This window comes from Brevundimonas sp. FV1ye7S, from assembly GCF_058680995.1.
In genome coordinates this window covers 2,426,081-2,446,344 of record NZ_CM178726.1, presented here as the reverse complement: position 1 = coordinate 2,446,344, position 20,264 = coordinate 2,426,081, and the positions used below count along the sequence as shown (strand labels likewise).

The window sequence follows — 20,264 nt, the reverse complement described above, 5'->3', positions numbered from 1 at the left end:
TTCCCCCGCTTGCGGGGGAAGTGTCAGGCCGTGGCGCGCAGCGACACGCCTGACGATGGGGGAATTCTTCTTTAGGCGACACTTCCCCCTCCGAGCCTGGTCCGCTGCGCGGACGCCGGCCCACCTCCCCCGCAAGCGGGGGAGGGTCTGAGCGTCAGCTCCGCGTCTGGTCCCAGTATCGGACCGCATCGGCGTCGCGGGCCGACAGGTCGGGGTAGGCGGGGTCGGAGCCGACGTCGGGGACGCGGCGCCACGAGCGGGCGCATTTGGGGTAGTCGGCCAGGGCCACGGCCACGGCGAGCGCGTCGCCTTCGACCAGTTCGGCGCCCGAGGTGCGGAAGATCTCGGCGGCGTCCAGACCGTCGAAGGGGGCGAAGGTTCCCGCAGGGGCCGTGACGGTCGGCCAGGCGTCCAGCGCCCCGCCGATCAGCTTCTCACGACGGGCGGCTTCCAGCGATTCATTGACCACTTCGAGGACGGTGTTGATTGCGGCCCACCGCTCGGCCTCGGTCGGGTTGTTCCATTCCGCAGGCGTCTCCGGAATCACCCGCGCACAGTTCGTCCCCGCATCCGGGAAGCGCGTCGTCCAGGCCTCTTCCATCGTGAAGGGCGTCAGCGGCGACAGCCAGGCGGTCAGGCGCATGAAGACCGCGTCCATCACCGTGCGGGCGGCGCGACGGCGCAGGCTGTCGGGGCGGTCGCAGTAGAGGCTGTCCTTGCGGATGTCGAAATACAGGGCCGACAGGTCGTTGGAGCAGAACTCCAGCACCGGGCGGACGACGTCCTGGAAGCGGTATTCGGCATAGGCCTGGCGCACATGGGCGTCCAACTCCCACAGCCGGTGCAGGATGAACTTCTCCAGCGGCGGGAACTGGTCGTAGTCGGTCAGCCGCTCGGCTTCGTCGAAGTCGGCCAGGGCGCCCAGCAGATAGCGGACCGTGTTCCTCAGCTTGCGATAGGCGTCGACCGTGGTTTGCAGGATCTGTTTGCCGATCCGCTGGTCTTCCGAATAGTCGACCAGCGACACCCACAGACGCAGGATGTCGGCGCCGCTTTCCTTGATGACCGTCAGCGGATCGGTCGTATTGCCCTTGGACTTGGACTGTTTCTCGCCCTTCTCGTCGAGGGTGAAGCCGTGGGTCAGGACCGCCTTGAACGGGGCGCGGCCACGGGTGCCGCAACCTTCCAGCAGAGACGACTGGAACCAGCCGCGGTGCTGGTCCGAACCTTCCAGATACAGGTCGGCGGGCCAGTGCGCCGGGCGGTCGCCCGTATAGCCGTGCTCGGGCAGGCGCGGGTCCAGGGTGAAGGCGTGGGTCGAGCCGGAGTCGAACCAGACGTCCAGGATGTCCTCGACCTTTTCATACCGGGCCGGGTCGTGGGCGCCCAGGAAGTCGCTGTCGGGCGCGGTGAACCAGATGTCGGCGCCGTGTTCGGCCACGGCCTTGACGATCCGGGCGTCGACCTCGGGATCATGCAGGGGCTGGCCGGTCTGTTTGTCGATGAACATGGCCAGGGGCGTGCCCCAGGCGCGCTGGCGGCTGACCAGCCAGTCGGGACGGCCCTCGACCATCGAGCGGATGCGGTTGCGGCCGGCGGCGGGGTGGAATTCGGTGTCGTCGATGGCGGTCAGGGCCGTTTCGCGCAGGGTGTCGCCCGACTTCAGGGGCTGATCCATGCGGATGAACCACTGCGGCGTGTTCCTGAAGATGATCGGGGCCTTGGACCGCCAGGAGTGCGGGTACGAGTGTTCCAGTCGGCCGCGCGCCAGCAGATTGCCGGCCTCGATCAGCTTGTCCATCACCGCGCCGTTGGCGGGACCGAACTTGCCGGTCTTCTTGCCCTCGGTCTCCAGCACCTTCAGCCCGGCGAACAGGGGGACGCCGGGGTAGTAGGCGCCGTCCGGATCGACCGTGTCCGGCACCTCATGATGACCATGGGCCTTCCACACCTCGAAGTCGTCGGCGCCGTGGCCCGGCGCGGTGTGGACGAAGCCCGTGCCGGCGTCGTCGGTGACATGGTCGCCGGCCAGCAGCGGCACCGAGAAGCCATAGCCGCTGTCCAGCGCGGCCAGGGGGTGGGCGCATTCCAGACCCGACGGATTGATGTCGTAGACGCGGGTCCAGGCGGCGATCTTGGCGGCCTTGAACACGTCCTCGGCCAGCTTGTCGGCGACGATCAGACGGTCGCCCGGCTTGGCCCAGGGCGCGAACTCCAGACCCTCTTCCATGGCCGTGACCTCATACAGGCCATAGGCGATCTCGGGGCCGTAGCTGATGGCGCGGTTGGCCGGGATGGTCCAGGGGGTGGTGGTCCAGATGACGATGGACGGGGTGCTGGTGCGGAAGGCCAGCAGGTCGTCTGGGTGGTCGTCGGACACGCCCGTGACCGGGAACTTGACCCAGATCGTGGGCGACACATGGTCGTGGTACTCGATCTCGGCGTCGGCCAGGGCGGTGCGCTCGACCGGCGACCACATGACGGGCTTGGAGCCGCGATACAGTTGGCCCGAGTTCTTGAACTTGTGGAACTCGGCGATGATGGCCGCCTCGGACGTGAAGTCCATGGTGGCGTAGCGGTTGGCGAAGTCGCCGGTGATGCCCAGGCGTTTGAACTGGTCGCGTTGCAGGTCGATGTATTTGCCGGCGTATTCGCGGCAGGCGGCGCGGAACTCGTCCTTGGACACCTCGTCCTTGCGGCGGCCCTTGGCGCGGAACTGTTCCTCGATCTTCCACTCGATCGGCAGGCCGTGGCAGTCCCAGCCGGGGACGTAATCGACGTCATAGCCCAGCAGGAACCGGCTGCGGACCACGAAATCCTTCAGCGTCTTGTTCAGCGCATGGCCGATGTGGATGTCGCCGTTGGCGTAGGGCGGGCCGTCGTGCAGCACATAGAGCGGGGCCTTCTGCGCCTGGCGTTCGGCGCGCAGGGTCCCGTAAAGGTCGCCCCACTGCTCCAGGATCACCGGTTCCTTCTGCGGCAGGCCGCCGCGCATGGGGAAAGGCGTCTCGGGCAGGAAGACGGTGTCGCGATAGTCGCGGCCGGAGGGGGTGTCGGTGGTGTCTGTGGCGTCAGCCATGGGTCGTCTCGGCGTCGTGAAAGTGATGTCGCTGTCTTCGTTCGCCCTGTCGCGCTTCGCGCTGCTCGAGGGCGGCTTCGTTCGCCCGAACAGAGGGCGGTCTTCCCGGCGTGCACGGGGCCACAGGGCCCGGAAGCGCTACGCCGGGCGGCTAATCGAAATCAGGCGAATGGAGACGCGGACGGTCATGATGCGGGCGGTCTAGCAGACGGATGCGGCATTGCGCCATCCCCGAAGACTTTCCCATCTCAACGGAAACGAAAGGCTTTTGTCGTCTTGGTTAAGGTTGGATCGTCCGGAAGTCTGTCCAGGCGACGTGAGAATTCGTTCGGGAGTCCCGCCGATGCGGCAGCGGATCAGGAATTGGATGCTGGGTCTGGCGGCCGGCGGGGCCATGTTGGGCGTCGCGGGCGCGGCGACGGCCCAGAGCTGTGGCCAGCCGGCGTGCGAACCTCCGCCGCCGCCGTGCTGCGAGCCGCCGCCTCCGCCGCCTTCCTGCGGGGGTGGATCGTGCGGGGGCGGGAACGGCGGCTGGAACTCGAACACCAACGTCAATGTGAACGTCAACGTCAATGCGGGGGCCAGCGCCAATGCGAACGCCGGGTCGCGGGCCTTTGTGAATGCGCGGGCCGGCGGCTTCTCCGGCGGTTACGGCGGGGGCGGCGGCGCGGCCTATGTGACCGTGGACCAGCCCTATCCGACGACCATCCAGGGCCTGGCCGTCGAAGGCCTGGCCCAGACGGTGCGGACGCCCTTCACCGCCTGGCGTCGGTCGATGAAGCGGGTGGTGATCCAGGCGGTCTGCATCGACGACCGCCAGGTGCCGCACCCCGCCTCTCAGGTGAAGCCGGATCGCGAGATCGCCGACGGCTATGACGGCGAGATCTATCGTTGCCTGGCCGGCACCTGGCTCCAGGCGACGATCGCCGACTATGAGGGCGACATCAAATTCGACCACGGCACGACCCTGACCTGCAGGAAGCACGAGGCCCTGTGGTTCGGCGGCGAAGGCAAGCTGGAATGCCGCCCCGAAAAGCCCGAGCGGGACTGCAACGAACGCTCGCTGCTGCGTCGCTACGGGGCCGGGGTGAAGATCCTGACCATGTACCGCGAGGAAGAATACACCGAATACCGCGAGGAACAGGTCCAGAGCGCGACCGTCATCACCGGGGCCATCACCCTGGACGGCGGCGTCGGCGGCCGGGTGTTCTGAACCGGACCTGACGCGACCCGTTCAGGCGCGGCTCAGGCCGTGTGGCGCAAGACAAGACCGTCGGCTCTCCGTCGACGATCCTGAAGACTGGCCCCCAAAAGGCTCGGCCCCGGTTCCTGCGAACCGGGGCCGTTTTTCTTATTGGGCCAGCTTGTCCGAGACGACCTCGGCGCGCCAGGCGGCGTCGGGCTTCAGATACTGCCGGGCCAGGCTTTGCAGGTCGGCGGCGGTGACGGCCTCCAGCACCGCGATATTGTTGCGGGTCTGGTCCAGCGAGGCCGGGTCGGACTGGGCTTCGGACAACTGGGTCAGCCAGTAGCCGTTGTCGGCCATGCTGCGCCGCAGCCGCTCCACCGCCGGACGGCGGGCGCGGTTCAGCTCATCCTCGCTGATCGGATTGTCGCGCAGGTCGGCGGCGATCACGTCCACGGCGTCGAACAGTTTCGTCAGGGACTCGGGGGGCGTTTCGGCGCCGACGGCGATATAGCCGTAGCCGGGGAAGGCGTCGGAGCTGGTGGCGCTGGCGCTGGGCGAATAGGCGATGCCCTGTTTCTCGCGGATCTCCTCGTTCAGGCGCAGTTGCAGCACGGCCGACAGGATCGCCAGTCGCCGGGCCGTGGTGCGGTCTTCGATCTGGTCGGTGGTGGGCCAGGCGACGAAGCCCAGAGCCTGTTCAGCCTGGCCCGTGTGGGTCAGACGGATCGGGGTCGCGGTCGGGGCGGGGAAGCGACGTTCGGCCGATCCGGGCGGCGGGGTCGGGGCGGGACCGCGCGCGGGCAGGGCGCCGAAGGTCGAACCCACGGCGGCGATGACCGCGTCCACGTCCACATCGCCGACGACCGTGATCTCGATCGGGCCGGAGGCGAGGGCCGCCTTGATCTGTTCGCGCAGGGGTTCGATCTCGACCGACTGGAACTGTTCGTTGGTCGGGGCGGCCGCGCGCTTGTCGCCTCCGGCCAGCAGTTCCCCGGCCTTCAGACCGAAGGCGCCGCCGGGCGTGGCGGCCTGTTGTTCCAGCGCCTGCGGATAGGAGGATTTGGCGCGTTGCAGCGGCGCAGCGCGCAGACCCGGATCCGTCAGGAAGGCGGCCAGAACCTGAAGTTCCAGTTGCAGGTCCTCCGGGCGGGTGGAGCCGCCGAAGCTGTAGCTGTCCGTACCCTGGCTGACGCTGGTGTTGACGACATGGCCGGCCAGGACGCGGTCGGCCTCATCCACCGTCAGCTTGCCCAGGCCGCCGGCGTTCAGCACGGTGTTGGCGGCGAACAGGGGCGAGAAGCGGTCGGCGGGAAGACCCATGCCGCCGATGCCCGTATTGGCGCGGATCAGGATCTGGTCATCGCGGAAGTCGGTCTTCTTGATGTTCAGCAGGGTCCCGTTGGGGAAGCGGACCAGGGTGGCGCCCAGATCGGCCACCTCGGTGCGCGCGGCGGGAACGGCCGGCGCGCCGAAGTTCGTGTAGGGCCATTCCAGCGCCGACTGATCGCCGGGCGCGGCGACGGGAACCTGACGCGAGGCCTCCAGCGCGGCGGTGACGGCCGCCTCGCCGCCCTCGACCGGGACCGGGCTGGTGAACAGGACCAGAGGCCCCTGGCCTTCGAACACCGGACGCACGGCGGCGTTGACCTGTTCCGGCGTCAGATCGGCGACGATCTTCTCGAACTGGTCCAGGCTTTCCTGGGGCGAGGTGAAGACCGTGTCGCCATTGACGGCGTTCAGCAGGGCGCCGGCCAGGGCGGGGGTGGAGCGGGTCGCCTCCGTGGCCACCGCATTCTGCAGGCTGGTGCGGTATTCGGTGATCTCGCGCTGCAGCTCGGGGGCGGTGACGCCGTACTGGGTTAGACGGCGGGCCTCCTGCTCGGTGGTCTCCAGCGCGCGTTTCCATTCGCCCGGCGTGAAGGCGACCGACAGGATACCGGCGTCCAGGCTGTCGAACAGCGACTGATAACCGCCGCCGGCGCCCAGGAAGGGCGAATTGTCGGCCCGCGCCATCTCGCCCAGGCGGCGGTTCAGCACCGCCAGGCCCAGGCTGCGGCGAACGGCCTCGGTGCGTTCGGCCAGGCTGTCGGGGTCAAGGTCCGGCGCCTTGATCCAGTTGATCTGGATCGACGACTGGACGCCCGGCTCGACGATGATGCTGGTCTCCGGCTGGCGCGCGGCGACGGTTCCCAGGTCGGGTTCGGGCCCGTCGGCGGCCTTGGGCGTCCAGTCCGCGAAGGTCGTGCGGATCTTGGCCTCCATCGCGTCCACGTCGAAGTCGCCGACAGCGATGAAGGTCGCGCGCGAGGGGCGGTAATAGGCGTCATAGAAGTCGACGAACCGTTCGCGCGGCGCGGTGCGGATCACCTCCAGGTCGCCGATCGGCAGGCGTTTCGACAGGCGCTGGCCCGGCGCCAGCAGGGCCAGCTGGGTCTTCAGCACCCGCATCTGCGGCGAGTTGCGGGTCCGCTCCTCCCCGACGATGACGCCGCGCTCGGCGTCGATGGCGTCCGACGCCATCAGGGCGTCGCCCATCATTTCCCGCATCACATGCAGGGACGTATCGACCGTCTCGTCCTGGGTGTTGGGCAGTTCCAGCATATAGGCCGTCTGCTCGAAGCTGGTGAAGGCGTTGGTGTCGGCGCCGAAGGCCAGGCCGAGGCGTTCGAGAATGCGCAGCATCTCGTTCTCGGGGATGTCCTTGGTCCCGTTGAAGGCCATGTGCTCCATGAAGTGCGCCAGCCCCTGCTGGTCGTCCCGCTCCATCAGCGAGCCGGCGTCGATCCGCAGCCGGAACGAGGCCTGACCCGGCGGGGTGGCGTTGTGCATCAGGGCGTAGCGCATGCCGTTGGGCATCAGGCCGTAGCGCACAGCCGGATCGGCCGGAACATCACTGGCCGCCTGGGCCCAGGGATCGGAGGGCGGGACCTGGGTCTGGGTTTGGGCGGCGGGCGCGAAGGCCAGGACGGGGACGGCGAAGGCCCCCGTCGAAAGCGCCAGGCCAGAGGCCGCGACAAGCAGAAGGCGACGCGCAGAACGCATGAGTTTACTCCGAAACGCCGCAACCCCCGATGGAACGGCCGATGTCTGGAGTAGGGGAGGGCGGGGGCGAGGGCAAGGCGACGTTTGGCCTCTGGCCAATCCTCTCCTCGGGAGCGGGCGTGCAGGTGGTGCGCTCGGCGGGTTGGAGCCGTGACTCAACCCGGCGGTTACGAACGACTGATTTTAGGCCAGTGAAAGCGATGTGGGCGCAGTTGCCCAAAGCTGGTCAAAGTGCTGGTCTGATTGCACTCGTCGTGAAGTGATCGCTTTAGGTTTGGTTGGTGCGATCGACCACCTTAAAGCGGTGGCTTCGGCTCGCTCCGCTTTGATACGAAATTTGGAAGGCCTTACCTAAGCGCCCTTCAATGCGTTGTCGAACGCGCGAAGGGCCTCTTGAGGATCAAACCGCATATCCGCACGAAGTTTATCGGTGGCGAGACGAAGCTCTTCCAGCTGTGCTTGCAGTTCCAAGTTCTTATTGCGCAGCTTCTCGGTTTCTAAGACGGCTTCATCGGCGCGGGCTTTCGCCTGCGATACTTCGACCTGCGCGGTTGCTTGCGCCGCCGCGAGGTCTCGATCTTTCTGTTTGGCTCCGGCCAAAGTGAGGACGGCAACCAAGACAGCCGCGCTAATGGCGACGATTGCTGTTGCGAAGTCGTAGTTCATTTGGCCGCCCGCGATCCGTTGAGGCTACCAATACACCGCCTTATATTGTTGCTCGCCATCCGTCCCTCCTTGGATTCGGGTGGAGGCTATTCGGAACGAGCGGCTAGGTCACGCGCTTGGCGAAGCGCGTTGCGAGCATTCTTCACGGCGACCTTTGCCTCGCCAAGCTCGACGGCGTTTCTCTGAGAGCCATTCCCGAGGAAGAGCTCCCGAAGCGCTTCCTCGACATCCTCGGCCTCACGGAGTTCGGCTTCCAGCACAGCGATGTCAGCTTCGGTCATTTGCCTGACGATTCCAGGTGTTGATAAGTTGCATAGTCCCACCTTCGCCTTGGAACTCACGTATTTCGATTTGTGGGTGATCGGCCACAGCGCGAGCTAGGAACCGGTCGAACACGCCGTCCTCGTCCGATGGCAGGATTGACGATATTGCATGTCCCTCATCTGTCAAAACGTAGACTGGAACCGCTGGCCTTCCATCATGTAAGGTCAAGCTACGGCTGATCCCCACCGCCGCAACGCCGAACAGTACGGCTTTCGCCGCTATGCCGATGCCGCGGTTTTTCAGGCCGAAAAAGTTTAACTCCTCACCTTGAGTGTCAAGCAACGTCTTGGTCTGGATCAACTGCCCGTTCGGTGTTGGATCAACAATCAAGCCCGCTCCGACCAAGCGAGCGGTCTCCATGAACGGCAGTTGCCCCGCTAGACACGCGATTATAGCGTTGTGCCAGCGATTTAGGCAGAGTTGCTCAAACATACGCGCCGTGACGGAGTCCATTTCATCGACGATCCGCATCACCTTTGCAGAAAAGGTACCAGGCGTTCTAATTTCCGCAGCTAGAACACGCCCCCACCGCTCGCGCAGCTGCTCGGTCGTTGCATCCTCAGCATACCGTTCGAACCGGTTGAGGAAGTCCGGATCGAGCGCTTCAGGACCGGTCTCGTTCTGCTCTTCGGTCGGCGGCGTCGCGCGCAGGTCCTCGATAGCGAGCCGCACCGTCTCAGCCTTGTTTTCCAGCCGCCGGCCCGATGTTCTGAGCTGCTGCTCAAGGACTTGCTCTGCATAGGATGGGTCTTGATCAAGCATCTGAACCCTCCTTTCACCCAGTGCCTCGATCAGCTTCACATCCTGGGCGCTCCTTGCCCGTTCACGCAGGTTAATCCCTTCGAGCTTCGGGTTGAGCAGATCGACGGCATTTCCGAAAAGCAGATCGATCGCCGAAATGAACCGGCTTTTAGCGCCAGCCTTCACGCCCGTCGGTGTCAGTTCCGCCGACACCGATACTTCGCCCTTCAGATGGTCTTCAGACATTCGTCTCTCCCTTGCGGGAAGCGTTGTCGAGATTCGTGAGCGGTCGCAATCTAGGCGAGGTTGGGCTGCTATTCAGAATATGGCTCAGCCACACGGTCAGAATGTCGTCTTTCCGGCATGGTCCGCATGATCGCTCCTGGCGCGTTTCAGACGCCAAGCCACTGCAGTCCGCCGGGAAGTTCGCCGACGGCATAGTCCACCTGTAGAACTCGGCGATGCGTCGCCGCAGACGCCCTATCTGACGCGTGCAGGATTGGCGTGGCGTAGGTCCAGACGTCGCCCGCTTCAGCCAGACACATAGCGACGCCGCACCTGCTCACCACCTCTGGAACATCAGACTCGGGGATTCTACCAAAGCGGTGCGAGCCCGGCGCGACGAGCAACGGAGCGTTGGGCTGAGGTACAGGATCGAGATGGGCGCGCAGCGTGAGCATGCTAGCTAGCAGCTCAAATGGAGGCGCGACGTGCAGGGCGCCATGCTTGCGTGTCCAAGGCCCGAAGCCTTCGACTTCCTTTCGGTCACGCACTGCAATCACGCGGTCTTGGTGCCAAGCCAATGACCAATTCGCGGACGCTGTCTTGTCGAACAGGATCGCCCGCACCGGCCGCGCCATCTCACCCAGATTTCGTGCAGCAATGGATCCGATCGGACCGTTGGTGGCGAGGAAGCCCAGCAGCCCCTCAACGTCGAATAGCCTGACGCCGGCGACGTCTCGCGGCTGGCCGGCGAGCACCTGTTCCAAAGCAGCGAGTGTGGAGCTGTCGAGCGCCTTTGGCGCTAGCTCAGCGCCGTCTCGTCCGAGTTCAAGCGGGGCAACCGGAGCAGGCATGCCGCTGCTTACCGCCAACCGGTCACGCGCTCAACGAAAGTCGGCTGTCAGGCGCCACTTGGGCCCCGCCTTCTATCCTAATTCCCGCGCAAATCCCCGGCCTTTTCAACGCCCCGACGCCCGAATCCGCCCCTCTACCCACCACGCCCCGAAACCGTGCGATACTTCTCCCGCACGGTCTTTGAAAACCAAATCCCCCTCCCGTCGCCCTCTCGGGAAATGGCGCTTTGGCGCTTTGTCACCCTGTTTTTACGACAAGGTCCTTTCCGCCCAGCCCCCGCGTCCCCGCGAAGACTAGACGAAAATAGACTCCATTTTTTGCCGTGGATTGAGTCTAGTCCTCACCCGCCCGGCCGGCTCACATAGAAGGTGGCGCTGTTGCCGACGGCGGTGGTTCCGACCACGGCGGCGCGGCCGGAGCCGATGGTGGCGTTCGTCGTGGCGGTGACGGCGGCGTTGTTGGTCTGGTTGTTGGTGATGTTGACCTCGCCGCCGCACTGGGAACAGGCGGAACCGGTGACGCTGTTGCCGACGGCCTCGGCGCCGACATAGGCGTCATAGCCGCTGACGCCCGTATAGGTCGCCGTCGCCTCGACCCCGCCGGTGTTCAGCTGGGTGTTGTCCAGCGCCAGATAGATGTCGGTGTTGCCGGCGATCACTTCATTGGCGACGGCGCGGGCCGAGACGGTGGTCTGGCCCTGCAGATTGGTCCGGGCCCGGGAGACGGCGCGGACCCGGCCCTGGTTGGTCTGGTCGGTCGCGGCGACCAGGGAGCCGCCGGCGTTGGACAGGACGGTCTGGTTGGCGCCGGCCTTGGCGCGGGCGGCCAGGTTCCAGGCGTTGTCGACATAGACGTCGGTGCGCGCCTCAATCGTCGAGGCGGCGTTGGTCTGGCGCACCGTCAGATCCTGGTGAGAGGCGCCGGTGGTCGAGGTCTGGACGGCGTTGGCCACGGCCTGGGACGAGAAGTCGGCGGGGGCGGGGATGTACTGCACGTCGGCGACCGTCTCGGCCAGGACGGTGGTCTGGGCCGACTGATCGACTGCGCCGGTGATGGAGGAGGACGGACCGCCCAGGGCGACGCTGTTGGCGACGGCCGCCGTGCCGACGGAACCGCCGGCCAGCATATGGCCGGTCGGCGACTGGACGACGGTGCGGGCGGTGACGGTGTCGCCGCTCGCGACCTGGGCCGCATCAAGGGCGAAGGTCGCGCCGTCGGTGGAGACGCCCAGATAATCGCCGCGCGCCAGGGTCGTCGATCCGATCACGCCTTCCGATTCGCCGTTCAGGACGAGGGTCGTGTCAGCGCGTGTCGCGCCGGTCATGGTCTGGCGCGACGCCAGCGAACCGGACGAATCCTCGATCCCGCCCGCGAGCGAATTGCCTGTGGCCGAATTGGTCACCTCGAGCTGATCGACCGTGACGTTCAGGTTCACCGTCCCGGTCACGTCGCTGGACTGGGTCTGGGTGCTGGAGCAGGTCGAGCCGGTCTGCGGATCGCAGAGCGGCGTCTCCTGCGCCGTCGCCTCAGTAGCGGCTAGGGCGAACGTCGCCGTCGCGGCGATCATGCCAGCGAGACGGATCGGCGCGGGTCTGGCCATTGTTCGTCTCCGTGGTGGGGTAGGCCGGATAATAGCCGCCGGTCGGCCCGACGGCGGAATCGCCAAGCGGGTCGTTGGCGGCGTTGAGGCAGATTTCGGGGCCGGGCGCCCCATAGAGATTGGCCATGAACTCGACCGTGGCCCGTTCGACCAGGGCGCGCACGGCCAGCTGGGTCGGCTCCATCCCGCCGGACCCGGCCGAGATGTCGAAGACATTGCCGTTCAGGAAGTCGAACACCCCGGCCGAGATCTCGCGGCCGATGATCTGCTTCTGGTACGAGACGACGTCCACGACCTCGAGGGTGGTGGTCTGAACCAGCCGCAGGTCCATGGCGATGTTCATCACATAGGTGCGGTAGGTGGCGATGCCCGAGCCGGGACGGTCGCTGTCCACCTGGCCTCCAGCGGCGTCGAAGCCGCCCGAACGGATGTTGTAGTTCACCTCGGTGACGCCGCCGACGATGTAGAAGTCCGAACCGGGCACCTGGCCGGCCAGGATGCGGCGGTACTGGGTGTCTTCCGGTCCCTGGGCGCCGGGGGTGTTGTCGCCGATCAGCTTGTTGTTGGCGTAGCGCAGCTCCAGCTCGGACACCGAGGTGTCGTAGCGTTCGACGATCCGGGCGCCGGCCTTGGCCAGGGCCGAGTTCGCCATCAGCGAGGCGCCGCCGGTGATCTGGCGTCCGCCGTCCGACGAGACCGTGCCGGTGTAGTCGCTGATCCGGCCCACGGCCATGCGCGGCGAGGGCAGGTTGTAGCGGCGGGCGTAGTCGGCCAGGCAATAGAGCGCCGCCGAATAGGGGGTGGGATTGGCCGTGACCGGCGCATTGCCGATCGGCGTCGCATATTGACCCGACGGCCCGGCCACCGGGCTGACGCAGCCGGCGAGCAGCAGGGCCGCAGCCGTCACGACGGCGCCGCTGCGAAGGAGAGGAGGGCGGCTCATGGCAGGGTGATGTTTCCGTTCAGGGCCGTGCCGGCGTTGATGTCGCCGTTGTTGGTCTGTTTCGAATTGACGATGACGGTGTTGTGGCTGCCCTGGACCACGACGTTCAACTGATTGCCGATGGCGGTGGAGCCGCCGATGGCCGTGCCGCTGCCGGAAGACGAGCCCGCCCCGGCATAGGCCGAGGCCACGCCGCCGGACTGGCTGGAATAGGAAGAGGCGCCGGACTGGATGAGGCCGTTGACGATCAGGCGATTGCCGTTGGCGTCGCGAGTCGAACCGGTGGCGGCGGTGTTGGTCAGGTTGCGCGCGGAGCCATAGCCCTGCTGGAAGCGGGCGGCGCCGCCGGAACCCGTCGTCTGGGCCATGGCGATAGGCGGGGCGAGCGACAGGGCGGCGGCGACGAACAGGGTCGCAAGCACGGTCGGCAGGGGGGCGATCAGCCTCTTGACCGGCATGGATAATACTCCTGGCGCGCAAACGGACGACGGACCGAAACCACGATCCGCATCCCAAACTGCGTTAAGGTTATTAAGAAGCGCTTGAGATCGCAGAAATCGTTGCGCATTGGTGAGGCATGTCCGACCCCGATGGCCGATTCGCAGCGCCCCCGAATTCAGAAGGGCCAAAGTCCGAAAGACTGTTCAACGCCCCGGTCGCGGTGGTGCTGACCGCCCTGTCGATGCCCGTGCTGTTCTTCTTCCAGCGCCAGTTGCCGGACATGGGCGCAGCCATGGCCTTCGCACCCATCGATCTGCAGAACGGGCGGTGGGGCGGCTTGTTCACCGCCATGCTGCTGCACGGCAGTTGGACCCACGCCCTAATGAATGCGATCGGCGCCCTGGCCTTCGGCGCGCCGGTGGCCCGGCTGTTCGGCGACCGGATCGGGCCGACCGTCTTCCTGCTCTTCTATATCGGGTGCGGCGTGGTTGCGGCCCTGGGCTACGGCCTGGTCCACTGGGGCTCGACCGAGGCCATGGTGGGGGCGTCGGGGGCCGTGTTCGGCCTGATTGGAGCAGCGACCCGCCTGATGGGTGGACGGGGCAGGGTGCTGAGCCTGTTCGACCGGCGCGTGATCGGGGCGTCCATCGCCTGGATGGCGGTCAACGCCGTCACCGGGCTGATCGGCTATGCTCCGGGAGCGGACGGCGCCCGCATCGCCTGGGAGGCCCACGCCTTCGGCTTCATCGCCGGATTGCTGGTCATCGGTCCCTTGGGCCGCGCCTTCGGCAAGGGGCCTTTACCCATGGGGACGTCGGCCCGCCCCGAATCGGACGTTTGATTCCGGGGCGCGGCTGCGCGATCATGGTTATCGAGCGGCCCTGTCGCCATCCCGGCCCGGCGGTCGTCTCCTAACCATAGAGAAGGAGCCGCGATGTTCGTCGCCGAGATCCTCAAGACCAAGGGAAACGCCGTCTTCTCCATCGCCTCCGACCTGACGGTGGCGCAGGCATGCGGAGAGCTGGAGCGCAAACGCGTCGGCGCCCTGGTCGTCCGCGACGGCGAATCCGTCGCCGGCGTCTTTTCCGAAAGGGATGTGGTGAAGGCCCTGGCGGTCGATGGACCCAACGCCCTGGGCCGTCCCGTCTCCGACTACATGTCCGCCCGGGTGATCTTCGCCGAACCGGGAGAGACCCTGTCCGCCGTGATGGGGCGGATGACCGACCGGCGGATTCGCCATCTGCCGGTTCTGAGCGAGGGCCGGCTGGTCGGCGTCATCTCCATCGGCGACGTCGTCAAATGTCAGATCGCCGATCACGCCCGCGAGGCCGAAAGCCTCAGAACCTATATAGCGACGGGCTGAAGCGAGCGCTGGCACGGGTTCGAAGAGTCCGACTCCGCGAGAATTTTCATGGTTTGGTCAGAATCCGGTTGCGGCGGAAAAGAGCGGCCCGTATAGGACCGCCTCGCTCGGAAACGGGCCGGCCCTGAGGGCTTCGGAGCTTTGGTTTCGGGGGTTTTGAGGGGAAGAAAGAGTTGAGAAACTTCTTGCTTTCCTGGGTTGGTTTCAATAGGTTCCGCGCTCCAATCGAATCGCCGAACGGTTAAGAGGAAAGCCTCTGCGTTTTCCTCCGGTGGTTTTTGTGGTTTTGAGGCTTCGGTCTTGGGTCTGCAAAATCTCTGAAAAGAGCGATTGACACGAGGTTCGCGGTTCTCTAAATCGCCGCCTCCGCCGACGACACGGCGCTAAACAAGTCGGGCCGCCGAGGCGGTTCTAGGTCTTTGACATTGTTGATATGGAAAGAGAAACGCAGGCGGCGGTGTTCTAGCGATGACCTTACGGTCATTATACGACACTGACTATCTGCGGTCTTTTTGAAAAGATACCATGCGTCGGTCTTCGGATCGATGACGTGGGAACTCGTCAATAAAATACGTAGAACTAATGCCAAGATCACTTCGGTGGTCTTCAAGCTTAGGTCAGAAGTCAACTCAACCTGAGAGTTTGATCCTGGCTCAGAGCGAACGCTGGCGGCAGGCCTAACACATGCAAGTCGAACGAACTCTTCGGAGTTAGTGGCGGACGGGTGAGTAACACGTGGGAACGTGCCTTTAGGTTCGGAATAACTCAGGGAAACTTGTGCTAATACCGAATGTGCCCTTCGGGGGAAAGATTTATCGCCTTTAGAGCGGCCCGCGTCTGATTAGCTAGTTGGTGAGGTAAAGGCTCACCAAGGCGACGATCAGTAGCTGGTCTGAGAGGATGATCAGCCACATTGGGACTGAGACACGGCCCAAACTCCTACGGGAGGCAGCAGTGGGGAATCTTGCGCAATGGGCGAAAGCCTGACGCAGCCATGCCGCGTGAATGATGAAGGTCTTAGGATTGTAAAATTCTTTCAGTAGGGACGATAATGACGGTACCTACAGAAGAAGCCCCGGCTAACTTCGTGCCAGCAGCCGCGGTAATACGAAGGGGGCTAGCGTTGCTCGGAATTACTGGGCGTAAAGGGAGCGTAGGCGGACATTTAAGTCAGGGGTGAAATCCCGGGGCTCAACCTCGGAATTGCCTTTGATACTGGGTGTCTTGAGTGTGAGAGAGGTATGTGGAACTCCGAGTGTAGAGGTGAAATTCGTAGATATTCGGAAGAACACCAGTGGCGAAGGCGACATACTGGCTCATTACTGACGCTGAGGCTCGAAAGCGTGGGGAGCAAACAGGATTAGATACCCTGGTAGTCCACGCCGTAAACGATGATTGCTAGTTGTCGGGATGCATGCATTTCGGTGACGCAGCTAACGCATTAAGCAATCCGCCTGGGGAGTACGGTCGCAAGATTAAAACTCAAAGGAATTGACGGGGGCCCGCACAAGCGGTGGAGCATGTGGTTTAATTCGAAGCAACGCGCAGAACCTTACCACCTTTTGACATGCCTGGACCGCCAGAGAGATCTGGCTTTCCCTTCGGGGACTAGGACACAGGTGCTGCATGGCTGTCGTCAGCTCGTGTCGTGAGATGTTGGGTTAAGTCCCGCAACGAGCGCAACCCTCGCCATTAGTTGCCATCATTTAGTTGGGAACTCTAATGGGACTGCCGGTGCTAAGCCGGAGGAAGGTGGGGATGACGTCAAGTCCTCATGGCCCTTACAGGGTGGGCTACACACGTGCTACAATGGCGACTACAGAGGGTTAATCCTTAAAAGTCGTCTCAGTTCGGATTGTCCTCTGCAACTCGAGGGCATGAAGTTGGAATCGCTAGTAATCGCGGATCAGCATGCCGCGGTGAATACGTTCCCGGGCCTTGTACACACCGCCCGTCACACCATGGGAGTTGGTTCTACCCGAAGGCGCTGCGCTGACCGCAAGGGGGCAGGCGACCACGGTAGGGTCAGCGACTGGGGTGAAGTCGTAACAAGGTAGCCGTAGGGGAACCTGCGGCTGGATCACCTCCTTTCTAAGGATGCTTCTCCAGGCCGTCTCTCACGAGGCTGTCTATTGAGGCTCCGATTTAGCGGAGCGCTTCACAGCGCCGAGCACTATGCGGAATGCCGCCGTCTCCGTTTCTCTTTCCACTTTCGTCATCGACGCATCGACCATACGGGTTGATGTATTGGTGACGCGATCGCGAGCCTGGGTCTCTTGACCTGGCTGTCGCTGCCATAGGCCCGTAGCTCAGGTGGTTAGAGCGTACGCCTGATAAGCGTAAGGTCGGCAGTTCGAGTCTGCCCGGGCCTACCAGCTGATGCTGGTTGCTGGGGTTGGCCTCCAGCCCACAGGCAGTATCGTATGACAGCTCTCCTGGGCTTTGCACCATTCCTGTTGGAATGGGGCCATAGCTCAGTTGGTAGAGCGCCTGCTTTGCAAGCAGGATGTCGTCGGTTCGACTCCGTCTGGCTCCACCAGGATCTTGTGATCGCATTCAAGTTTGCCGTTGGCCGTAAGGCCGGCGTGCATTGAAATCGTAAAGGAAGAACGTGACCGGCTCCCCTGAGCTTGTAGGTCTTGTTCGAGAAGAAGACATTGTCTGACAAAAATCAGGCTCGGTCCCCCGGCGACTTTCCAGTCGGGCGGAATAAACCGAGCATGAGTTTTGCTGAGAAACGATCAAACGTTGAAGGGCTTCTGACGGATGCCTTGGCGTAGAGAGGCGATGAAGGACGTGGCAAGCTGCGATAAGAACCGGGGAGGCGCTAGCACCCTTTGATCCGGTTATTTCCGAATGGGGAAACCCACCTTTACAGTCTTCCAACTCTGCTTCGGTTTCGGCCGGAGCGGCGATTGGCGGATTGTTGAAAGGTATAATGAGCTGAATACATAGGCTTCATTAAGCGAACCCGGGGAACTGAAACATCTCAGTACCCGGAGGAAAGGACATCAACCGAGACTCCCGTAGTAGTGGCGAGCGAACCGGGACCAGGCCAGTGCTCTTGTGAAATAAAGACGAACGATCTGGAAAGGTCGGCCATAGTGGGTGAAAGCCCCGTAGTCATCAAACAGCAAGAGACTCGAGTAGGGCGGGACACGTGAAATCCTGTCTGAACATGGGGGGACCACCCTCCAAGCCTAAGTACTCCTCTACGACCGATAGTGAACAAGTACCGTGAGGGAAAGGTGAAAAGCACCCCGACAAGGGGAGTGAAACAGATCCTGAAATCGGAAGCCTACAAGCAGTCGGAGCCCCCAAGCGGGGTGACGGCGTACCTTTTGTATAATGGGTCAGCGACTTCATGTGTCGAGCAAGCTTAAGCCGTTAGGTGTAGGCGCAGCGAAAGCGAGTCTGAATAGGGCGCTAAGTTCGACGTATGACGACCCGAAACCAGGTGATCTATCCATGAGCAGGTTGAAGGTTGGGTAACACCAACTGGAGGACCGAACCCGTGAATGTTGAAAAATTCTGGGATGACTTGTGGATAGGGGTGAAAGGCCAATCAAACCTGGACATAGCTGGTTCTCCGCGAAATCTATTTAGGTAGAGCGTCCGACGAATTCCTTGGGGGGTAGAGCACTGGATGGTTGCGGGCTGCGCGAGCGGTACCAATACTAACCAAACTCCGAATACCCAAGAGAACTATCGGGCAGACACACGGCGGGTGCTAACGTCCGTCGTGAAAAGGGAAACAACCCTAACCATCATCTAAGGCCCCCAAGTCACGGCTAAGTGGGAAACGATGTGGGATTGCTTTGACAATCAGGAGGTTGGCTTAGAAGCAGCCATCCTTTAAAGAAAGCGTAACAGCTCACTGATCAAGCGATCCTGCGCGGAAAATGTAACGGGGCTCAAGCCGTGCGCCGAAGATATGGGTTTGCAGTTTACTGCAAGCGGTAGCGGAGCGTTCCGTAGGCCGGTGAAGGTCAGGCGTGAGCCTGGCTGGAGGTATCGGAAGTGAGAATGCTGACATGAGTAACGATAAGAGTGTGAGAGACACTCTCGCCGAAAGACCAAGGGTTCCTGCGTAAAGCTAATCTGCGCAGGGTTAGTCGGCCCCTAAGGCGAGGCTGAAAAGCGTAGTCGATGGGAAGCAGGTAAATATTCCTGCACCAGCTGGAAGTGACGGATGGCTTAACTCGTACCCACTTATTGGATTGTGTGTGCGGGGGCGTTGTCCCAGGAAATAACTCCAGCAGAGACCGTACCCGAAACCGACACAGGTGGTCAGGTAGAGCATACCAAGGCGTTTGAGAGAACTATGCTGAAGGAACTCGGCAAATTGCACGCGTAACTTCGGAATAAGCGTGACTCACCCTGGGCAACCAGGACTGAGTGGCACAAGCCAGGGGGTAGCGACTGTTTAGCAAAAACACAGGGCTCTGCGAAGCAGCAATGCGACGTATAGGGTCTGACGCCTGCCCGGTGCCTGAAGGTTAAAGGGAGTTGTGAAAGCGACGAACTGAAGCCCAGGTAAACGGCGGCCGTAACTATAACGGTCCTAAGGTAGCGAAATTCCTTGTCGGGTAAGTTCCGACCTGCACGAATGGCGTAACGACTTCCCCACTGTCTCCAGCATAGGCTCAGTGAAATTGAATTCCCCGTGAAGATGCGGGGTTCCCGCGGTCAGACGGAAAGACCCTATGAACCTTTACTATAGCTTCGCCTTGGCGTTAGCGACCGTATGTGTAGGATAGGTGGGAGACTATGAAACCGGGGCGCCAGCTCTGGTGGAGTCGTCCTTGAAATACCACCCTTACTGTCGTTGACGTCTAACCGAGGGCCGTTATCCGGTCCCGGGACATGGCGTGGTGGGTAGTTTGACTGGGGCGGTCGCCTCCTAAAGTGTAACGGAGGCGCGCGATGGTGAGCTCAGAGCGGTCGGAAATCGCTCGTCGAGTGCAATGGCATAAGCTCGCCTGACTGCGAGACTGACAAGTCGAGCAGAGACGAAAGTCGGCCATAGTGATCCGGTGGTCCCGAGTGGAAGGGCCATCGCTCAACGGATAAAAGGTACTCTAGGGATAACAGGCTGATTTTGCCCAAGAGTCCATATCGACGGCAAAGTTTGGCACCTCGATGTCGGCTCATCACATCCTGGGGCTGGAGCAGGTCCCAAGGGTATGGCTGTTCGCCATTTAAAGTGGTACGTGAGCTGGGTTCAGAACGTCGTGAGACAGTTTGGTCCCTATCTGCCGTGGGTGTTCGAAGCTTGAGAGGATCTGTCCCTAGTACGAGAGGACCGGGATGGACATACCTCTGGTGTACCTGTCATGGCGCCAGCTGTGCAGCAGGGTAGCTAAGTATGGAATAGATAACCGCTGAAAGCATCTAAGCGGGAAACTAACCTCAAAACAAGGCTTCGCTGAGGATCGTGGAAGACTACCACGTTGATAGGCCAGGTGTGGAAGTGGGGCGACCCATGAAGCTTACTGGTACTAATAATCCGATCGGTTTGATCGTTTCTCAGCAAAACTCATTCGATGATCATCCTTGACCCGATGATCGTCACGACAATGTCTTCTTCGCAATCTCTCTGTCCGCCCCGTTGACCCGGTGGCTATGTCGGAGGTTCCCCACCCGATCCCATTCCGAACTCGGTCGTTAAGCCCTCCAGAGCCAATGGTACTTCGTCTCAAGGCGCGGGAGAGTAGGTCGCCGCCGGGTCTACCGGGCGGACAGAGTGATTGCTAAATACTTGGACTATCGCGCTTCGCGCTACTTCAGCCCAGGCTT

12 protein-coding genes, 2 tRNA genes and 3 rRNA genes are annotated in these 20,264 nt (G+C 62.9%); 8 read left to right on the top strand and 9 right to left on the bottom strand.

The genetic code is table 11. The features are described 5' to 3' along the window. Positions 1 to 154: 154 nt before the first annotated feature. Positions 155 to 3,079, bottom strand: a complete 2,925-nt coding sequence (gene ileS / locus ACW18C_RS11985) for an isoleucine--tRNA ligase (protein ID WP_492071075.1) — start codon at positions 3,077 to 3,079, stop codon at positions 155 to 157. Between the two features lie 343 nt (positions 3,080 to 3,422). Here ileS and ACW18C_RS11980 point away from each other — a divergent pair, with 343 nt between their 5' ends. After that, the gene (locus tag ACW18C_RS11980) at positions 3,423 to 4,292 is read left to right on the top strand and encodes a hypothetical protein (protein WP_035305393.1); all 870 of its coding nucleotides are present in this window, start codon (positions 3,423 to 3,425) and stop codon (positions 4,290 to 4,292) included. 138 nt (positions 4,293 to 4,430) lie between these two features. On the opposite strand, the gene ACW18C_RS11975 is transcribed toward ACW18C_RS11980, so the two are convergent. The 8 genes from ACW18C_RS11975 to hfaA form a co-directional block, all read right to left on the bottom strand. Next, positions 4,431 to 7,310, bottom strand: coding sequence for a M16 family metallopeptidase (locus tag ACW18C_RS11975; protein ID WP_492071073.1), 2,880 nt, complete (start codon positions 7,308 to 7,310; stop codon positions 4,431 to 4,433). A 351-nt stretch (positions 7,311 to 7,661) separates the two neighbouring features. Continuing rightward, positions 7,662 to 7,976 (bottom strand): hypothetical protein, encoded by a 315-nt coding sequence (locus ACW18C_RS11970; RefSeq protein ID WP_492071072.1) that lies wholly within the window; start codon positions 7,974 to 7,976, stop codon positions 7,662 to 7,664. 86 nt (positions 7,977 to 8,062) lie between these two features. Further along, positions 8,063 to 8,257 carry a hypothetical protein gene (locus tag ACW18C_RS11965; protein ID WP_492071070.1) on the bottom strand — a complete coding sequence of 65 codons (195 nt, stop codon included), beginning with the start codon at positions 8,255 to 8,257 and terminating at the stop codon, positions 8,063 to 8,065. After that, positions 8,244 to 9,287: a DUF2806 domain-containing protein gene (locus tag ACW18C_RS11960; protein ID WP_492071069.1), complete on the bottom strand. Its 1,044-nt coding sequence runs from the start codon at positions 9,285 to 9,287 to the stop codon at positions 8,244 to 8,246. Before ACW18C_RS11960 ends, ACW18C_RS11965 begins: the two co-directional genes overlap by 14 nt. A 146-nt stretch (positions 9,288 to 9,433) precedes the next feature. Beyond that, a complete protein-coding gene (locus ACW18C_RS11955; protein ID WP_492071067.1) occupies positions 9,434 to 10,117 on the bottom strand; it encodes a phytanoyl-CoA dioxygenase family protein in 684 nt (227 codons plus the stop codon). 341 nt (positions 10,118 to 10,458) lie between these two features. Next, positions 10,459 to 11,718 carry a holdfast anchor protein HfaD gene (gene hfaD / locus ACW18C_RS11950; RefSeq protein ID WP_492071066.1) on the bottom strand — a complete coding sequence of 420 codons (1,260 nt, stop codon included), beginning with the start codon at positions 11,716 to 11,718 and terminating at the stop codon, positions 10,459 to 10,461. Next, positions 11,645 to 12,661 carry a holdfast anchoring protein HfaB gene (gene hfaB, locus ACW18C_RS11945; RefSeq protein ID WP_492071064.1) on the bottom strand — a complete coding sequence of 339 codons (1,017 nt, stop codon included), beginning with the start codon at positions 12,659 to 12,661 and terminating at the stop codon, positions 11,645 to 11,647. Before hfaB ends, hfaD begins: the two co-directional genes overlap by 74 nt. After that, positions 12,658 to 13,119 carry a holdfast anchoring protein HfaA gene (gene hfaA / locus ACW18C_RS11940; RefSeq protein WP_492071063.1) on the bottom strand — a complete coding sequence of 154 codons (462 nt, stop codon included), beginning with the start codon at positions 13,117 to 13,119 and terminating at the stop codon, positions 12,658 to 12,660. The genes hfaB and hfaA overlap by 4 nt, the downstream gene beginning before the upstream one ends. A 119-nt stretch (positions 13,120 to 13,238) precedes the next feature. Here hfaA and ACW18C_RS11935 point away from each other — a divergent pair, with 119 nt between their 5' ends. From ACW18C_RS11935 to rrf, 7 genes are all read left to right on the top strand, one after another. Continuing rightward, positions 13,239 to 13,943 (top strand): rhomboid family intramembrane serine protease, encoded by a 705-nt coding sequence (locus ACW18C_RS11935; protein WP_492071062.1) that lies wholly within the window; start codon positions 13,239 to 13,241, stop codon positions 13,941 to 13,943. A 93-nt stretch (positions 13,944 to 14,036) separates the two neighbouring features. Further along, entirely contained in the window at positions 14,037 to 14,465 is a 429-nt protein-coding gene (locus tag ACW18C_RS11930) for a CBS domain-containing protein (protein WP_008261184.1), read from the top strand. A 630-nt stretch (positions 14,466 to 15,095) separates the two neighbouring features. Beyond that, positions 15,096 to 16,556, top strand: a 16S ribosomal RNA gene (locus ACW18C_RS11925). Between the two features lie 207 nt (positions 16,557 to 16,763). After that, positions 16,764 to 16,840: transfer RNA gene (locus ACW18C_RS11920), tRNA-Ile, on the top strand. Positions 16,841 to 16,928: 88 nt separating this feature from the next. After that, positions 16,929 to 17,004, top strand: a tRNA-Ala gene (locus tag ACW18C_RS11915). A gap of 200 nt (positions 17,005 to 17,204) precedes the next feature. Then, a 23S ribosomal RNA gene (locus ACW18C_RS11910) occupies positions 17,205 to 19,991 on the top strand. 89 nt (positions 19,992 to 20,080) lie between these two features. Next, positions 20,081 to 20,195 (top strand): 5S ribosomal RNA (gene rrf, locus ACW18C_RS11905). The 16S, 23S and 5S rRNA genes sit together here with 2 tRNA genes alongside, the layout of an rRNA operon. Positions 20,196 to 20,264: the final 69 nt, after the last annotated feature.